This is a genomic window from Candidimonas sp. SYP-B2681 (assembly GCF_003971065.1).
GTDB lineage: Bacteria > Pseudomonadota > Gammaproteobacteria > Burkholderiales > Burkholderiaceae_B > Pollutimonas.
In genome coordinates this window covers 372,317-388,947 of sequence record NZ_RYDV01000001.1, presented here as the reverse complement: position 1 = coordinate 388,947, position 16,631 = coordinate 372,317, and the positions used below count along the sequence as shown (strand labels likewise).

Annotated in this window: 14 protein-coding genes and 1 tRNA gene; 7 read left to right on the top strand and 8 right to left on the bottom strand. The window is 54.9% G+C overall.

The features are described 5' to 3' along the window. Positions 1-141 precede the first annotated feature (141 nt). From clpX to tig, 3 genes are all read right to left on the bottom strand, one after another. Complete coding sequence (clpX, locus tag EKL30_RS01910) at positions 142-1,449, bottom strand: ATP-dependent Clp protease ATP-binding subunit ClpX (RefSeq protein ID WP_126705491.1); 1,308 nt, start codon at positions 1,447-1,449, stop codon at positions 142-144. 100 nt (positions 1,450-1,549) lie between these two features. Next, on the bottom strand, positions 1,550-2,206 hold the full coding sequence (gene clpP, locus EKL30_RS01905) for an ATP-dependent Clp endopeptidase proteolytic subunit ClpP (RefSeq protein ID WP_126705490.1): 657 nt from the start codon (positions 2,204-2,206) through the stop codon (positions 1,550-1,552). Further along, positions 2,207-3,517 (bottom strand): trigger factor, encoded by a 1,311-nt coding sequence (gene tig / locus EKL30_RS01900; protein ID WP_126705489.1) that lies wholly within the window; start codon positions 3,515-3,517, stop codon positions 2,207-2,209. 236 nt (positions 3,518-3,753) lie between these two features. On the opposite strand from tig, the gene EKL30_RS01895 reads away from it, so the two are divergent. From EKL30_RS01895 to EKL30_RS01865, 7 genes are all read left to right on the top strand, one after another. Beyond that, complete coding sequence (locus EKL30_RS01895; protein ID WP_126705488.1) at positions 3,754-4,632, top strand: lipid A biosynthesis lauroyl acyltransferase; 879 nt, start codon at positions 3,754-3,756, stop codon at positions 4,630-4,632. Between the two features lie 78 nt (positions 4,633-4,710). After that, a tRNA-Leu gene (locus EKL30_RS01890) sits at positions 4,711-4,795 on the top strand. A 228-nt stretch (positions 4,796-5,023) separates the two neighbouring features. Then, positions 5,024-6,226 carry a succinyldiaminopimelate transaminase gene (gene dapC / locus EKL30_RS01885; RefSeq protein ID WP_126705487.1) on the top strand — a complete coding sequence of 401 codons (1,203 nt, stop codon included), beginning with the start codon at positions 5,024-5,026 and terminating at the stop codon, positions 6,224-6,226. A 90-nt stretch (positions 6,227-6,316) separates the two neighbouring features. Next, positions 6,317-7,138 (top strand): 2,3,4,5-tetrahydropyridine-2,6-dicarboxylate N-succinyltransferase, encoded by an 822-nt coding sequence (gene dapD / locus EKL30_RS01880; RefSeq protein WP_126705486.1) that lies wholly within the window; start codon positions 6,317-6,319, stop codon positions 7,136-7,138. Then, a complete protein-coding gene (gene dapE, locus EKL30_RS01875) occupies positions 7,138-8,280 on the top strand; it encodes a succinyl-diaminopimelate desuccinylase (protein ID WP_126705485.1) in 1,143 nt (380 codons plus the stop codon). The genes dapD and dapE overlap by 1 nt, the downstream gene beginning before the upstream one ends. Positions 8,281-8,291: 11 nt before the next feature. After that, complete coding sequence (prmB, locus tag EKL30_RS01870; RefSeq protein ID WP_126705484.1) at positions 8,292-9,188, top strand: 50S ribosomal protein L3 N(5)-glutamine methyltransferase; 897 nt, start codon at positions 8,292-8,294, stop codon at positions 9,186-9,188. Next, positions 9,185-11,119: an ATP-binding cassette domain-containing protein gene (locus tag EKL30_RS01865; protein WP_126705483.1), complete on the top strand. Its 1,935-nt coding sequence runs from the start codon at positions 9,185-9,187 to the stop codon at positions 11,117-11,119. Before prmB ends, EKL30_RS01865 begins: the two co-directional genes overlap by 4 nt. A gap of 120 nt (positions 11,120-11,239) precedes the next feature. Here EKL30_RS01865 and EKL30_RS01860 read toward each other — a convergent pair whose 3' ends face one another. The 5 genes from EKL30_RS01860 to EKL30_RS01840 are packed head-to-tail and all read right to left on the bottom strand — an operon-like array spanning position 11,240 to position 16,631. Next, complete coding sequence (locus EKL30_RS01860; protein WP_126705482.1) at positions 11,240-12,544, bottom strand: ABC transporter substrate-binding protein; 1,305 nt, start codon at positions 12,542-12,544, stop codon at positions 11,240-11,242. 36 nt (positions 12,545-12,580) lie between these two features. Beyond that, positions 12,581-13,705 (bottom strand): zinc-dependent alcohol dehydrogenase family protein, encoded by a 1,125-nt coding sequence (locus EKL30_RS01855; protein WP_126705481.1) that lies wholly within the window; start codon positions 13,703-13,705, stop codon positions 12,581-12,583. Between the two features lie 25 nt (positions 13,706-13,730). Further along, positions 13,731-14,483, bottom strand: coding sequence for a glucose 1-dehydrogenase (locus EKL30_RS01850; protein ID WP_126705480.1), 753 nt, complete (start codon positions 14,481-14,483; stop codon positions 13,731-13,733). 23 nt (positions 14,484-14,506) lie between these two features. Beyond that, entirely contained in the window at positions 14,507-15,943 is a 1,437-nt protein-coding gene (locus tag EKL30_RS01845; protein WP_126705479.1) for an aldehyde dehydrogenase family protein, read from the bottom strand. Positions 15,944-15,974: 31 nt separating this feature from the next. Then, entirely contained in the window at positions 15,975-16,631 is a 657-nt protein-coding gene (locus EKL30_RS01840) for an ABC transporter ATP-binding protein (protein ID WP_126705478.1), read from the bottom strand.

Here is a 16,631-nt window from a genome sequence, read left to right as displayed (position 1 = left end):
AAATTGACCTCTAGATACAAAAGGGAAGCTAAGGCCTCCCTTTTGTAGTACTACCTGTAGTTGTATGTAGTGACGATGGCCAAATTTTCAAGTCGACAACCCCGAATACCTATTTTGCCTAGGGTTATTCTGTAGAAATCCTTAGGCGGCAGCATCCTTCAACTTCTTCGGCGCATCTTGCCGACTATCGGTGGTCGCTTCGGCGTCGTCCTGGTATATGAGCAGTGGCGCGCCCTTCCCGGTGACGGCGTTTTCATCGACCACTACACGTTTGACGTTCTTTTGTGATGGAAGTTCATACATCGTTCCGAGCAAGGCTTGCTCCACTATAGAGCGCAAGCCGCGCGCTCCGGTACGCCGCCCGATGGCGCGCTTGGCGATGGCTGCCAGCGCTTCGGGACGTACATCCAGTTCGACCTCTTCCATTTCAAACAGCTTCTGAAACTGCTTGAGCAAGGAATTCTTCGGCTCGGTGAGAATCCGAATGAGTGTGTCTTCCTGCAGCTCCTCGAGTGTGGCCACAACCGGCAGACGGCCTACCAGCTCGGGGATTAATCCGAATTTGATCAAGTCTTCGGGTTCGACTTCAGCAAAAAGCTCGCCCACGCCACGTTCCGATTTGGCCCGCACGGAAGCCGAAAAGCCGATGCCTGAACGCTCTGTACGGTCGCGAATGACCTTATCGAGACCATCGAAAGCGCCGCCGACGATGAACAGGATGTTGGTCGTATCAACCTGAACGAAGTCCTGATTGGGATGCTTGCGGCCGCCTTGTGGAGGAACGGACGCGACCGTTCCTTCAATAAGCTTGAGTAGCGCTTGCTGCACGCCTTCGCCGGACACGTCACGGGTGATGGATGGGTTGTCGGCCTTGCGGGAGATCTTGTCGATTTCATCGATGTAGATAATAGCGCGCTGCGCTTTCTCTACATCGTAATTACAATTCTGGAGCAACTTCTGAACAATATTTTCGACGTCTTCGCCCACGTAGCCGGCTTCCGTCAGCGTCGTAGCATCGGCCATGACAAAAGGAACATCCAGCATTCGAGCCAAAGTTTGAGCCAACAGCGTTTTGCCCGAGCCTGTGGGCCCGATAAGCAGAATATTGCTCTTCGAGAGCTCGACGTCGTCGCCCTTAACATCGCCATAGCGTATGCGTTTATAGTGGTTGTAAACCGCTACAGCGAGTGTCCGCTTCGGTGTATCTTGCCCTATGACGTAACCGTCAAGGAAACTCTTGATTTCGTGGGGCGTGGGTAGTTCATTACGGATCGCATCGCGAGCCGCTTCTTGTGTTTCTTCAAGAATGATATCGTTGCAAAGGTCGATACATTCATCGCAGATAAAAACCGAGGGTCCGGCGATCAGCTTGCGAACCTCGTGCTGGCTTTTATTGCAAAACGAACAATGCAATACTTTATCGTCCGCCGATCCTTTTTTTTCGGGCATAAAACTCTTCGTTCAGTTCAGTGGACAGCGCGAGGGGTAGTCGCCCTGTCGAGTAATAACCGATGAACGCGCAATGCGTTCATCGACCGGCTGGCCCTTTTTACGCCTCGTCAGTGCGCGAGACCAGTACTTTATCTACCAAACCATACGATACCGCATCTTCAGCCGACATGAAATTATCACGCTCGGTGTCTTCGGCAATGCGTTCGACGGGTTGGCCTGTGCTATGAGCCAGAATAGTATTCAGGCGTTCGCGCAAACTAAGAATTTCGCGAGCCTGAATTTGGATATCGGATGCCTGCCCCTGGGCTCCGCCCGAGGGCTGGTGAATCATGATGCGGGAATTGGGCAGGGTGTAGCGCTTGCCCTTTTTGCCAGCCGCAAGCAGGAATGCACCCATGCTGGCAGCGATGCCGGTGCATAAAGTGGAGACATCTGGCTTGACGAACTGCATCGTGTCATAAATAGCGAGCCCAGCGTATACCGACCCGCCGGGCGAGTTGATATACAGTGAAATATCTTTGTCCGGGTTCTCGGACTCGAGGAACAGCAGCTGCGCCACGACCAGATTAGCAGACTGGTCGTTGACCGGCCCAACGAAGAAGATGACCCGCTCGCGCAACAGCCGCGAATAGATGTCGTATGAGCGCTCGCCGCGGCCCGACTGTTCAATCACGATAGGCACGTAGCCCAACCCCGAAGGGGTCACCGAGTCACCACCATACATTGAGGCGTAAAAATCGGTAAATCGTGACATTTAGTTGGTCCCCATCAGTTCGTCGAATGCAACGTCCTCGTCCGCAACCTGAGCCTTGGACAATACATATTCCACCACGTTGTCTTCCAGCACAATCGCTTCGATTTCGGCACGACGCTGACGGTCGGAAAGATAATAAGCCACTACCTGAGCTGGCTGCTCGTAGTTCTGGGCAAATTCTTCAATACGTGTGCGAACCTGCTCTGGCCTGGCTTGAAGGTCGGCGCTTTGAACAAGCTCGGACACCAGCAGGCCCAAACGGACGCGGCGCTCGGATTCGGCGGTAAAGGCTTCTGCCGGAATCGGCATGGATTCAGCATTAGGCACACCACGTTGCTTGAGCTCTTCGCGAGCGGCGGCAACACGGCCTTGCGTATCATTCTGAACCAGCGATTTTGGAACATCGAACGAGCATGCCGCGATGAGGGCATCCATTACGCTGCTTTTTGTGCGGGCCTGCGCACGCGACTTGACTTCGCGTTCAATATTGGCACGAACATCGGCAAGAAGCTTCTCGACGTCGCCTTCCGGTTGACCCAGAGACTTGGCGAATTCGGAATTCATTTCAGGCAGCACCGGCGCAGCCACTTCGCTTACGGTGATGTTGAACTCGGCTGTTTTACCAGCGACTTCCTTGCTGCCGTATTCGTCGGGGAAACTTAGCGGGAAGGTTTTCGATTCGCCCGCTTTCATTTCGCGTACGGCCGTTTCGAATTCGGGCAACATGCGGCCCTGACCCAAAACGAAGGGGAATTTTTCAGCCGTGCCGCCGTCAAATGGGACGCCGTCGATAGTGCCCACAAAGTCAAGCGTGACACGGTCATCGTCTTGAGCTTCACGGCCTTCACTAGCCTCGTAGGTAGCGCGCTGCTTGCGTAGGATATCGATCGTGCGCTGAACTTCAGCGTCACCCACCTCGACCTTGGCACGCTTGACTTGCAGTGCGGCCAGATCAGGAACAGAGACTTCCGGATAAACTTCGAAAGTGGCGGAAAAGGCCATATTGCCTTCCTCGACGCCTTCCGTCTTTGGTTCCAGATTAGGGGTACCTGCAACCCGCAATTTGGTCTCGCCAATGACTTTATCAAGTGAGCGTCCCACTTCGGTATTAATGACCTCGTAGCGGATACCAGGCCCGTGGCTACGCTCGATGAGGGACAGTGGAGCCTTCCCCGGGCGAAAACCTTGGACTTTGGCGGTGCGTGCGACGCGTTTCAGTTGCGCCTGGACTTCTTTCTCGACGTCGGCGATCGACACGACCAGATCAACGCGGCGCTCCAGGCCGGACAATTTTTCAACCACAGGCTGCATTAGGGACCTATATAAATGAGTAATTGAACAATAAACAGGACATTTTACCGGAAACTCACGATATCGATGTAACCGCTCTTGTTTGGAACTATAGCCTGAATTCTGAAACAAGCTAATTCAAATCCCTATGTAAGGGCCGGCGTAAGTCTCGGGCCCCCGTGTTAGGATCGTTGCGCTACTAGGCAAACACTAATCACTATCCCGCCATGGACTTCTTGCTGAAGGAGTCTTACTTAATGAAAAACAGTATACAAAACACGCTAACTTCCAGCCTCCTGCGAATTCTATCCGCCCTGCCGTACAAGCTGGTGGCCCGATTCGGCGAAGCGCTCGGTGCAGGACTTTATTCATTACCCGGCAAGCGTAAACGCATTTTGCAGACCAATCTCCGATTGTGTTTTCCAGAAAAAACCGACACTGAACGCCAGCATCTTGGGCGAGCCGCTTTCGGTCAGGTCATTCGCAGCTATCTTGAACGCGGAACCCAGTGGTATGGCAGTGCCCAGACCTTATTTGATCTGGTTCAGCTGGATAGCGCCATCGAACTAAAAGACAAATACGAACAGCCGACCATATTCCTGGGCTTCCATTTTGCAGCCATTGAAGCGGGATGCATGTATTACTCGGCTCTGCATCCCGTCGCATCCATTTATACACCAATGTCCGATAAAGTTACCGACGATATTTCGCGAGCGCAACGCAGCCGTTTCGGCACCGAAATGATTCCACGCAACGGAAGCGCACGCGAGATTCTGAAGGTACTAAAATCGGGCAAGCCGATCATGCTGGCGACGGATATGGACTTTGGCCTTCGAGACTCTGTATTCGTGCCTTTTTTCGGTGTACAGGCGTGCACCCTTACCGCCGTGTCGCGGCTTGCACAGCTTGGTCGCGCCCGGGTCGTACCTTTTGTGACGCAGGTAGCGCCGAACTACCGTGGCTATAAACTGTCGATATTTGAAGCCCTCGAAAACTTTCCGTCGGGTGATAGCACGGCGGACGCACTGCGACTGAACCAATTTCTGGAAAAGCAGATCAGACTTATTCCAGAGCAATATTATTGGGTGCACCGCCGGTTCAAGCGACGGCCCGCTGGCGAGGCGCCGGTCTACTGATCGTACAGATCTTGCCCCATTGGGTTGCCGACTTGCGTTGCGGCAAGAATCGCGTTAAACTAGCGGGCTTCCTTACATGCGAACGTGGCGGAATTGGTAGACGCACCAGATTTAGGTTCTGGCGCCGAGAGGTGTGAGAGTTCGAGTCTCTCCGTTCGCACCACATATTGTTTTTGCGCAGCCATTGCGCAACACCGTGCCATTATCGGCCGGTGAAAAGACACATAAAAAACCAAATATACATAAGACGTCGAACGTAGAATCATACGGAATCAGTAGATTAGTAGATTCGTACACGGCGCAGCGAGTGCGTTGCAACGCTTACGCCATGCGAGCGCTTCATAACGCTGCCTGCTAAAATCGCTAGCTTACTATTGTCGCTGCGGCAGCCATGAATCCCAGATTAAGCGCGCTTCAACCTTATCCGTTCGAAAAGCTTCGGCATTTGCTGGCGCAGGCCAACACCCCGCCGGGCCATCTGAATCCGATTAATCTGTCGATAGGCGAACCAAAACACGCCACTCCACGACTTATCGTGGATGCCATGCAAAACGCCATGGAAGGCCTATCGGTATATCCACCGACCAAAGGCGATCCTGGATTGCGCGGTGCCATTGCAGACTGGATTGCGCGTCGCTACGATATGGCCCGACCAGACCCCGAAACGCAAGTGTTGCCCGCCTTGGGATCGCGCGAAGCGCTGTTTGCCTTTGCCCAAACAGTGGTCGATCCGAATGCCGATGCACTTGTCATCTGCCCTAATCCTTTTTATCAGATATACGAGGGTGCGGCGCTGCTGGCCGGCGCGCAGCCCTATTTCATCAACGCTGAAGCCGGATTGAACTTCGGCTATGACTGGGACGCGGTATCTGCCGACGTGTGGCGCAAGACGCAACTGCTATTCGTTTGCTCGCCGGGCAACCCGGCGGGCAACGTAATGTCAATGGACACCTGGAAGAAGCTTTTTTCCTTGTCTGACGAATATGGCTTTGTCATCGCCTCTGACGAATGCTATTCAGAAATCTATTTTGACGAAATGAATAAGCCTTTGGGCGGCATGCAGGCAGCCAGTCAGCTAGGGCGAAATGACTTTCGAAATCTTGTGTGCTTTTCCAGCCTTTCAAAGCGATCGAACGTGCCAGGCTTGCGATCGGGATTCGTTGCCGGAGACGCCCGCCTGATCAGCCAATTTTTGCTCTATCGCACCTACCATGGCAGCGCGATCAGCCCTGTGGTTTCGCGAGCGAGCGTCGCCGCCTGGAACGACGAGTCCCACGTGGTCGAGAACCGCCGCCTGTATCGGGAAAAGTTCGAGGCAGTCTTGCCGATACTGGGCACGCATTTGCAAACCGGCTGGCCCGACGCCTCGTTCTATCTGTGGGCGCAAACTCCTTACGCCGATACCGACTTTGTGCGCGACCTGTATGGCGCGACCGGCGTCACTACCCTACCAGGCAGTTATCTCGCGCGGGAAGCTCGTGGCATCAACCCCGGAGCCGAACGCATACGCATCGCCTTGGTGGCACCGAAAGAGCAGTGCGTAGAGGCAGCAAAACGAATTGCGGACTTTCTTATTCACGAAGCAGCGCTATAACCGCTACAAAACGTACTTTTGCCTTTCGCCAGTGGCAAGACCGCTTTGAGGCTTTCAAAACCTTGCATCAAACAACGAACGACAACGCCTATGACAATAGATCTGCAACGTACGATAGAACAGGCATGGGAAGACCGTGCTCATCTTTCAGCGACATCGGAACACCCCGATCTACGCGAGGCTGTACAAGCTACCTTAGCTGCGCTGGATACTGGCGAACTGCGCGTTGCTGAAAAGATAGCAGCTGACTGGGTAGTCCATCAGTGGATCAAGAAAGCGGTGTTACTGTCCTTCCGGCTGGACAATAATGTTCTCTCAGGGCACGGACCACTCCAGTTTTACGACAAGGTGCCCACTAAGTTCGAATCTTACGATGCTCAACGCTTTGCGGACGGCGGGTTCCGTGTGGTCCCGCCTGCCGTGGCGCGCAAAGGTGCCTTCATTGGCAAGAATGTCGTCTTAATGCCGTCCTATGTGAACATCGGCGCCTATGTCGACGAAGGCACCATGGTTGATACCTGGGCCACAGTCGGCTCATGCGCCCAGATCGGCAAGAACGTTCACCTGTCCGGCGGCGTTGGCATAGGCGGCGTCCTTGAGCCCTTGCAAGCCAATCCAACCATCATCGAAGATAATTGCTTCATCGGCGCGCGTTCGGAAGTCGTTGAAGGCGTCATCGTGGAAGAAAATTCGGTCTTGGCTATGGGGGTATTCCTATCGCAAAGTACCAAGATTTACGATCGCGCGACCGGCAAGGTCATGTACGGGCGCGTGCCGTCGGGATCGGTTGTCGTACCCGGTTCGCTGCCATCTGCCGATGGCTCCCATAGCCTGGCGTGTGCCGTCATTGTCAAGCGCGTCGACGCCCAGACGCGGTCCAAAACCAGCGTCAACGACTTGCTGAGGGCCTGATGTCCGTTTCCGCTGTTCTCCAACTCACCAAAGACCTTATCGCCAGGCCATCGGTGACACCGGCCGACCACGGCTGTCAGCAAGCCTTATCCATTCGGCTCCAGGCCGCTGGATTCGTCTGTGAAAGCATGGTATTTGGCGACGTCACTAATCTTTGGGCACGCCGAGGCACTACAGAACCATTGCTGGTGTTCGCCGGACACACCGACGTGGTTCCTACCGGTCCACTGGAAGGTTGGGACACTGATCCGTTCACGCCGACCGAGCGCAATGGCATGCTGTACGGGCGTGGCGCGGCCGACATGAAAAGTTCCATCGCCGCTTTCGTGGTTGCCGCCGAGGAATTCGTGGCAAGCCACCCGAATCATCCGGGCTCTATTGCCTTGCTGATTACTTCCGACGAAGAAGGGCCTTCGATCAACGGCACCGTTAAAGTATGCGAAGCACTGACTCAACGAGGAGAAAAGCTCGACTACTGCATAGTCGGCGAACCTACGTCGGTCGATGCCCTGGGCGATACCGTGAAAAACGGCAGACGCGGCTCTTTATCGGGCCGACTGACCATCAAAGGTAAACAGGGTCACGTTGCCTATCCCCATTTGGCACGCAACCCCATACATTTGCTTGCCCCTGCGCTAGTGGAGCTCGCTGGACAGCAATGGGATGCCGGCAACGAGTATTTTCCCGCGACGACTTTCCAGGTGTCCAATCTGCACTCGGGCACCGGAGCCACTAACGTTGTGCCAGGCACCGCGGTGCTGGATTTCAATTTCCGGTTCTCGACGGCGAGCACTCCCGAGTCCTTGAAGAAACGGGTAGGCGATATTCTTGAGAAACATAAGCTCGACTACAATCTGGAATGGACACTGGGCGGAAAGCCCTTTCTGACTCCACGGGGTGAACTCAGCGCCGCCCTGTCTTTGGCCATCCAAGACGAAACCGGCATCGCAACTGAATTATCGACAACCGGTGGCACCTCAGACGGCCGCTTTATTGCGGCGATCTGCCCCCAAGTCGTTGAGTTCGGTCCCATCAACGCGAGCATTCATCAACTCAATGAGCACGTCAGGCTGGATGCGCTTGAACCCTTGAAAAACATCTATCGCCGTACACTCGAACATCTTCTGCTTGTTACGGCCTGATTGGAAATCTCATGTACGACACCGCCCACCAAGAGCTATTCACCCTTCGCGATCTGCTGCGTTATGCCATTACGCAATTCAACAGTTCCAAGCTTTCGTTCGGACATGGCAGCGACAATGCCTGGGACGAAGCGGCCTACCTCCTGCTGCATACGCTGCATCTGCCCCTGGATACACTTGAGCCCTTTCTTGATGCACGAGTGCTGCCCCAAGAGCGTGAGCGTTTCCTGAAACTAGTGGAACAGCGCATGAATGAAAGGGTGCCCGCGGCCTACCTGACCGGCGAAGCGTGGCTACAAGGCCATCGCTTTGTAGTGGATCAGCGAGTCATAGTGCCCCGCTCTCCTATTTCAGAGCTATTGTCCAACGGCTTGAGTCCTTGGGTTGCGGATCCGGCAGAAGTCAATTTCGTGCTGGACCTATGCACCGGGTCCGGTTGTCTGGCCGTGCTGGCCGCATTGGCCTTCGAGAACGCCCAGGTCGATGCTGTGGACCTCTCCGAACATGCCCTTGAAGTGGCCGACGAAAACATTGAACTTTCGGGACTCGATGGCCGCATCACAACGCATCGCAGCGACCTCTTCGATCAGTTGCCCCAATGCGAATATCAAGTCATTATCTGCAACCCGCCCTACGTCAACAACCACTCAATGGAAGGCTTGCCTGCCGAATACCGACACGAGCCCACCATGGCGCTGGCGGGCGGTGAAGATGGCATGGACCTGATTCGACGCCTGTTGCTGGCCGCGCCTGACTTCATGGCGCCCACTGGCTTGCTCGTACTCGAAATCGGAAATGAATACGAAAACTTCATTGCCGCGTTTCCGGATCTGGACCCTGTGTGGCTTAGCACTGAAAACACGGAAGACCAGATCCTGTTGCTTACCCGGGAACAGTTAGCGTCGTGATTCGTGCCACTGGTTTAACACTACGTCGGGGCGTCAAAGTACTGCTTGACGAAACGGACTTCGTCATTAACCCGGGTGAACGGGTGGGCATCGTAGGCAAGAATGGAGCGGGAAAGTCCACCTTATTTTCTTTGCTGCAGGGGCGCTTGGACGGCGATGCCGGAACCGTGTTCCTGCCTGCGGGATGGCGTATCGCCAGCGTCGAACAGGAAATCAGCGCGATCGACCTTCCTGCTCGCGAGTTCGTTATCGACGGCGACACGCATTTAAGGCATCTGCAAGCTGAGCGAGCCACCATAGCAGACGATAATGGTCACCGTATCGCCGAACTCGAGTCGGCGCTGGTAGAGGCCGACGCATGGAGTGCTCCTTCAAGAGCAGAACAGTTACTGGCAGGTTTGGGGTTTGCCCCCGATCAGTGGCTTAATCCTGTAAAAAGTTTCTCCGGCGGCTGGCAAATGCGGCTCTCGCTCGCACGGGCGCTTATGGCGCCCTCCGAATTGCTATTGCTTGATGAACCCACCAACCACCTGGATCTGGACGCCATGTTGTGGCTGGAACGCTGGCTAGCCGCCTATGACGGCACGGTCTTGCTGATTTCACACGACACCGAGTTCCTCGACGCTGTGGCGAAAACCATACTGCACTTTGATCAGGGCAAACTCGTGCGATATCGCGGCGGCTACGAGGACTTCCTGACGCAGCGCGCCGAACGCCTGCGCCAGACCCATTTGGCGCGAGATCGCCAAACCCGGGAAACGGCACGATTGCAAGGCTTCATTGATCGCTTCAAGGCAAAGGCCACCAAAGCGAAACAGGCACAGAGCCGTGTCAAGGCACTCGCGCGGATGGAAGTCTTGGCGCCCTTACAGGTTGAGGCAGGTATCGACATACGTATTCCCACGCCTACAAGCATGCCGGATCCGCTCTTGGTGCTAGACAATGTATCTACTGGATATAGGGATGCAAACGACAATGCCAGAACGGTACTGAAGAATGTAAAGCTGATGGTGCGCGGCGGCGGACGTATTGGTGTGCTCGGGGTTAATGGCGCGGGAAAGAGTACATTGATCAAAACTCTGGCCGAAGAACTTCCTGTGCTGGCGGGAGAACGCCGAGCCTCAAAAGGGCTGGAGATCGGCTACTTCGCTCAGCATCAGCTTGATATGCTGGACCTTGAATCCACTCCGCTGCAACACCTCATGAGGCTCTCGCCACAAACGCGCGAACAAGAACTGCGCAATTATCTGGGCGGGTTCGGGTTCAGCGGTGACACCGTCAACAGCAAAGTCGCGCCCATGTCCGGCGGAGAAAAAGCACGCCTTGCCCTGTCGCTTATCGTTTGGCAGAAACCCAACTTGCTGTTACTGGATGAGCCCAGCAATCACCTGGACGTTGACACTCGCGAAGCGCTTGCAAGAGCGCTGGCCGAGTTCGCGGGTAGCGTATTGCTGGTGTCGCACGATAGACATCTGCTGCGCACCACCGTCGATAGCTTCTGGATAGTCGCCGATGGCCAAGTGCACGAGTTCGATGGCGACCTGGAGGACTATCGAGAATGGCTAGCGGCGCGTTCCGCTGCGGCCCGCAGCGAGGCCCGCAACGAGGTTCAATGTATCGATGGGGCAGCGTCGAGCGTCGATCGCAAGATGCAGCGCCGCCTCGAGGCGGAAGAACGCCAACGCGTATCAGACTTGCGCAAGCCACTGGACAACAAGTTAAAGAAAATTGAAGCCGACATGGAAAAGGCCAGCAAGCGGATGAGCGAACTGGATGCGCTAATTGCCGATCCTGAGCTGTATACGGATGCTCGTCGGGACGAACGCATCAACGTGCTGGGCGAGCATGGCGAACTCGTAAAAAAACATGGCGAGCTTGAAGAGCAATGGCTAACGCTGCAAGAAGAACTGGAAGCCATCATGGCTAACTAGTTCACGGCCTGCCTTCGTATTCTGAATTGCTATTCTGGTGTCATGAAAACGCCCGCATTCGCCATAAGCTGATGCGGGCGTTTTTCAAATTGCGGCAATTGGAACGGAATGCCGCGCCGCTTAGTTGCTATAGGTCTTAATCAGGTCGCTCTTCAATACCTCTGGCTTGAGACTGTCGTTGATCCAGCCTAAAGAAGTTTCGGTCACCGGGGGCGTGACCAACTCTGCTGGAATGATCGTAATATTTTCCAAGACCTTGAAGGGATACTTATCGCTTTTCTTGGTAATACCAAAGAGCTGAGCTTCCAATGCCTGGCCGTCGGCCCGATGCATTTTCACCTCACGACCATACCCTTTGAAACTGACATCGTGCATCGCCGCGGCCACCTGTTCCGGGGTAGGCCACGCGCCTCCGGTGTCCTTCAGGGCTTTCTCGTACCCAGCCTTCAGGCCATTTAGGGCCTGAACCATGTGATAGACAGAGTAAATGGGATAGGCGCCCGTCTTATCGTGAAATTTCTTCACGAATTCCATGTGCTTGGGGTCATCTTTCGTTTCGGGGTGCAGGAAGTAGTGATCACCCCGGGCACCGACGATTACGCCTTCAGGTAAAGAATTTCCTAAGCGTTCCAGAGAACTTTCTGCCAGCGACAGCACAAAGGTAGAATTCTTGAAAAGATTGCGCTGCGAGGCTTGGCGCACGAAGTTATCCAGGTCGCCGCCCCATGAGGTTGACAGAATTACGTCTGGGCGCAACGCCTGCAAGCGGCTGATTTCAGTCGAGAAATCGGCTGCTCCGAACTTCGGGAACATTTCAGCAACGACCTTGACGTCAGGCTTGAACTTCTTCAGTGCCGCCAGGAAGATATCGCGCGAATCGCGTCCCCATGCGTAGTCCTGGTTTACGATGGCCAATGTCTTGAAATCGGGCTTGACCTTCATCAGGTACAGCACCTGGGCGACCATCTCGGTCGTCGCATTGGCCTGGGTGCGAACGACGTACTTATAGTTTTTACCTTCCAGGGCCTTCTCTGTGCCGCAGTCCCACATTACGTTCAGGACTTTGAGGTCTTCTGCTACCGGAGCAACAATATTGCAGTGTCCGCTAGAAATGGCCGAAAGCATGACCCGTGTTCCGCCCTCGGCTAGACGGCGATACTCGGACAGAAGCTTCTCGCCACCGCCGCCCTCATCGATATAACTGGGTACGATCTTGACCCCACCGATGCCACCGTTGGCATTCATGTCGTTAATCAGGATTTCGGCTGCATGACGGGCCGGCACGCCAAAGACGGAAGCCGAGCCCGATAGATAGGTCGAGATGCCGATATTGAGTTCCTTGGGCTTGTCTGCGGCAAGGGAGAGCCCGCTTGTACCCGCCAGAAGCACGGCTCCTAGCAAAGACGCCAGTCTGTTTTTAATCATTTATATCTCCATTGGTTTTTCTAAGATTCACCGCTGTTAAAAAATGATGGCGTCTCGCAGACTGCTGCCCGATGCCAGATGATCGAATCCTTCGTTGATGTGGTCCAGGGAGAATGACCTTCCCATAAGCTGGTTCACGGGCAACCGGCCTGCCTTGTACAAATCGATGTATCGACTGATGTCGATGGCCGGCACGCCGGACCCAAGATAGCTGCCACGAATTTCGCGCTCTTCGCCTACCATTTGCGACAGCGACAAGGGAAAAGTCAGCTTGGGGTTTGGCAATCCTGAAGTGATTGTTGCCCCTCCGCGGCGAGTCAATTTGTAGGCCGTTTCGAACGCCGGGATGGCGCCTGCCATATCGAAGCCATAATCGACCCGCCCGCCCGCCATATCGTACAGATCATCGTCAGTTTTTACATTGCGCGGGTTGACCACGTGGGTCGCCCCTAGTTCCTGCGCAAGCTGCAGTTTCTCGTCGCTAAGGTCGATGGCCACGACACGGCGAGCGCCAGCGGCCACGGCAGCGAGCAATGCGCTTAAGCCTACACCGCCCAACCCCACGACTGCGGCAGTGTCGCCCACCTTGATTCGGGCCCGGTTGATGACCGCTCCGGCCCCGGTGAGCACCGCGCAGCCAAATAGAGCCGCTTCGCGATGGGTAATATCGACATTCACTTTGACGCAGGACCGGCGCGATACGACAGCATGGTCGGCAAAGCAAGAGACTCCGGTATGATGATTCAGATATTCGTCGCCAATGTGGAGGCGCCGTGCACCGCCCAGCAAGGTGCCCTGGGTATTGGCGAGGGCTCCGGGTTCGCACAAGGCAGGTCGCGCCTCCATGCACGGATTGCAATATCCGCAGGCCGGCACAAAAACCATCACAACATGATCGCCGGCCTTAAGGTCCGTGACCCCGGCCCCCACTTCCATGACCTCCGCCGAAGACTCGTGCCCCAGTACGATCGGAACGCCACGCGGACGATCTCCATTAATGACCGACAGGTCGGAATGGCACAGTCCGGCCGCCCAAATTTTTATCAGGACCTCGCCCGGGCCGGGTGGGTCCAGCTCGACTTCGGTGATGCTTAAAGGCCGGGACGTGGAGTAAGGGGCTGGCAGGCCTATTTCGCGCAGAAGCGCTGCTCTGATCTTCATGGGGCGTCCATCCAAAGGAATAGGGTTAAACGGTACGGCCACCATCCACCGGGAACTCGACACCGGTGATGAACTCGGCCGCGTCGCTTGCAAGAAACAACGCTGCCGCAGCCACATCAGACGGCATGCAGAAGCGACCCAGGGGAATAGTAGAGACAAACTTGGCGCGATTTTCAGGGGTGTCAGGCAGGCCCATAAAAAGCTCGAACATTCCAGTGATACCCATGACAGGACAAATTGCGTTAACACGAATATTGTCGGGTCCAAGTTCCACCGCCATGGACTTTGACAGTATGTTGACGGCGCCTTTCGTCGCGTTATACCAACTTAAACCCGGCCGCGGACGAATTCCGGCGGTCGAACCAATATTCAGAATCACGCCCTTACCCTGCGCCCGCATCACCGGCACGACGGCTTGCGTCATGTAATAGATTGACTTCACGTTGACATCGAACATGCGGTCAAACATCGCTTCGTCGACATCGAGCATGGGCTGATTCTTATGGGTGATGGCAGCGTTGTTGACGACGATGTCAACCGAACCGAATTCGGCCTGGCACGATTTGATCAGACTATTGACGTCTTCCCGGTTCGAAACATCGATTTCCAATGCCAGCGCAACACTGCCAATTTCGCTGGCAACGCGATCGGCGGCTTTTTTATTGATGTCGGCAATAACGACTTTAGCACCCTCTTTCGCAAACAGTTTTGCGATCCCTTCGCCGAAACCACTGCCTGCACCCGTAACGATTGCGACCTTATCTTTCAATTGCCCCATGCCTGCCTCCAAATGCTTATTGATTATTCACCGTAATACTGGACGATGGTTTTTGTCGTGCTCATTTCCTCGAGGGCAACAAAGCCCTTTTCACGGCCATGACCGCTTTTCTTTACCCCACCGAAGGGAAGCTCAACCCCGCCTCCGGCACCAAAGCCGTTAATGTAGACTTGGCCACATTTCATGCCCCTGGCAACGCGCTGTTGACGGCCGCCATTTTCTGTCCATACGGCGCCTAGCAGTCCATAATCGGTCGCATTGGAAAGACGGATTGCATCGGCTTCATCTTTGAATGGCAATGCAACAAGAACCGGCCCAAAAATTTCCTGAGTAAGTAAATCGCTATCGTGGTTGGGGGAACTGAAGAGCGTTGGCTTCACAAAGTAGCCGCCCTTGGGCACGCCATCTGCGATGCTTCCTTCGGCCACGACTTTCAGCCCATCAGCCAAGCCTTTCTTAATGTATCGATTGACGCGATCGAATTGCGCCTTATTGACGACCGGACCGCAAGTCAAGTCCATTTCTGGCGTACCGGCGCGTACCTTCGAAAACTCTAGGGCCAGCTCGGAAACAAAATCGGAATAAATGTCTTCTTGCACCAGCAAACGGCTTCCTGCCGTGCATGTTTGCCCGGTGTTATGGACGATTCCTTTGACGATAGCGGGGATCGCAAGCTTGAAATTGGCGTCATTAAAAACAATGTGCGCAGACTTCCCGCCCAATTCCAGCACACACTTCACGGCATTGAGCGCCGCGGCTTGCTGAATCAGGACACCTACTTCGTTCGAACCCGTAAACGTCACGAAATTGATATCGTGATGCTTCGACAGGCTTGCGCCGGCTTCTTCGCCCAGTCCGGTGACGACATTCAAGGCGCCCGGTGGGAAACCGACTTCAAGTGCCAATTCAGCGACGCGAACGATAGACAGGCATGCATCTTCGGCGGGCTTGACGACACTGGCGTTACCCATTGCCAGAGCGGGCGCCACACTGCGTCCAAACATTTGGGCAGGGTAATTCCATGGAATGATGTGCGCCGTGACGCCTAAGGGTTCACGAATCACTTGCACCGCATAGTCCGTTTGAAACGGAATGGTTTCACCATGGACCTTGTCGGCTGCGCCGCCGTAAAACTCGAAATAACGTGCCAGCACGGTAATGTCAACGCGCGATGTCGAGAGCGGTTTCCCAGTGTCTTTGGACTCGAGCTGCGCCAATTCTTCTTTGTGTTCCAGAATACTTTCGCTTAAACGAGTCAGGAGCCGCCCGCGGTCCATGGCTGTCAACTTACCCCAGGCGCCGTTAAGCGCCTGACGCGCCGCAGTAACGGCAAGGTCGACATCGGCTTCTTGCCCGCGGGGAATCGTCGTAAATACCGTCCCGTCGGTAGGCGACCAGACGTCCAGTGTTGCCTTGTTTACTGCATCGACCTGCTTACCGTTGATAATCATTTGTGTCATAAAGGTGTCTCCGTGTCGTATCTTTAAGCATTCAGTTCAAGGCGATGGAACCCCGTTCGATCGTCCAGATTTGGTCGGGGATGTTGCCCAGCAATTTAATATTCGATTCGGTAATGACGATGCAGATGTCAGGTTGCATGTCTTTCAGTCTTCCAAGCGCTTCGGTATATTCGCGAGCCAGTTTGGGCGCGAGACCCTGAAAGGGTTCATCCAGCATCAACAGTCGCGTGCCCACCATCACGGCGCGCCCTAGAGCGACCATTTTGCCCTGCCCTCCCGACAGAGCGGACCCGGATCGAGCCAGCATGGGTTCGATCTGGGGGACGACATTCAAAACGGTATCGATGCGCGCTTTAATCTGGGCTTTGGACTGGCCCTGCACCTCGCACGGCAAGGTCAGGTTTTCCTGCACTGACATGGTCGGGAAAATGACTCGGTCTTCTGGCGCATACCCAACGTTCAGTGCCGCTCTTTGGTGTCCGGGCAAATGACTTAATTCAATTTCGTCAAAAAAAATCTGGCCAGACCGGACCTTGATCAACCCCATGATGGAGCGCAGCAATGTGGTTTTACCGGCGCCATTGCGGCCCACGATCCCAATGGTGCGGCCCTTTTCAAACTTGGCACTGACGTCTCGCAAAATTCGGTGGCCCGCCAGGTCCACATTGACATTGGATAGCTCTAGCAT

Excerpts from the sequence above, each read along its gene's own strand:
- EKL30_RS01840 (WP_126705478.1), bottom strand. The coding sequence starts at position 16,631 with ATGCTAGAGCTATCCAATGTCAATGTGGACCTGGCGGGCCACCGAATT.
- EKL30_RS01860 (WP_126705482.1), bottom strand. The coding sequence starts at position 12,544 with ATGATTAAAAACAGACTGGCGTCTTTGCTAGGAGCCGTGCTTCTGGCG.
- EKL30_RS01850 (WP_126705480.1), bottom strand. The coding sequence starts at position 14,483 with ATGGGGCAATTGAAAGATAAGGTCGCAATCGTTACGGGTGCAGGCAGT.
- dapD (WP_126705486.1), top strand. The coding sequence starts at position 6,317 with ATGACAATAGATCTGCAACGTACGATAGAACAGGCATGGGAAGACCGT.
- EKL30_RS01855 (WP_126705481.1), bottom strand. The coding sequence starts at position 13,705 with ATGAAGATCAGAGCAGCGCTTCTGCGCGAAATAGGCCTGCCAGCCCCT.
- EKL30_RS01895 (WP_126705488.1), top strand. The coding sequence starts at position 3,754 with ATGAAAAACAGTATACAAAACACGCTAACTTCCAGCCTCCTGCGAATT.
- EKL30_RS01845 (WP_126705479.1), bottom strand. The coding sequence starts at position 15,943 with ATGACACAAATGATTATCAACGGTAAGCAGGTCGATGCAGTAAACAAG.
- tig (WP_126705489.1), bottom strand. The coding sequence starts at position 3,517 with ATGCAGCCTGTGGTTGAAAAATTGTCCGGCCTGGAGCGCCGCGTTGAT.
- dapC (WP_126705487.1), top strand. The coding sequence starts at position 5,024 with ATGAATCCCAGATTAAGCGCGCTTCAACCTTATCCGTTCGAAAAGCTT.
- prmB (WP_126705484.1), top strand. The coding sequence starts at position 8,292 with ATGTACGACACCGCCCACCAAGAGCTATTCACCCTTCGCGATCTGCTG.
- dapE (WP_126705485.1), top strand. The coding sequence starts at position 7,138 with ATGTCCGTTTCCGCTGTTCTCCAACTCACCAAAGACCTTATCGCCAGG.
- clpX (WP_126705491.1), bottom strand. The coding sequence starts at position 1,449 with ATGCCCGAAAAAAAAGGATCGGCGGACGATAAAGTATTGCATTGTTCG.
- clpP (WP_126705490.1), bottom strand. The coding sequence starts at position 2,206 with ATGTCACGATTTACCGATTTTTACGCCTCAATGTATGGTGGTGACTCG.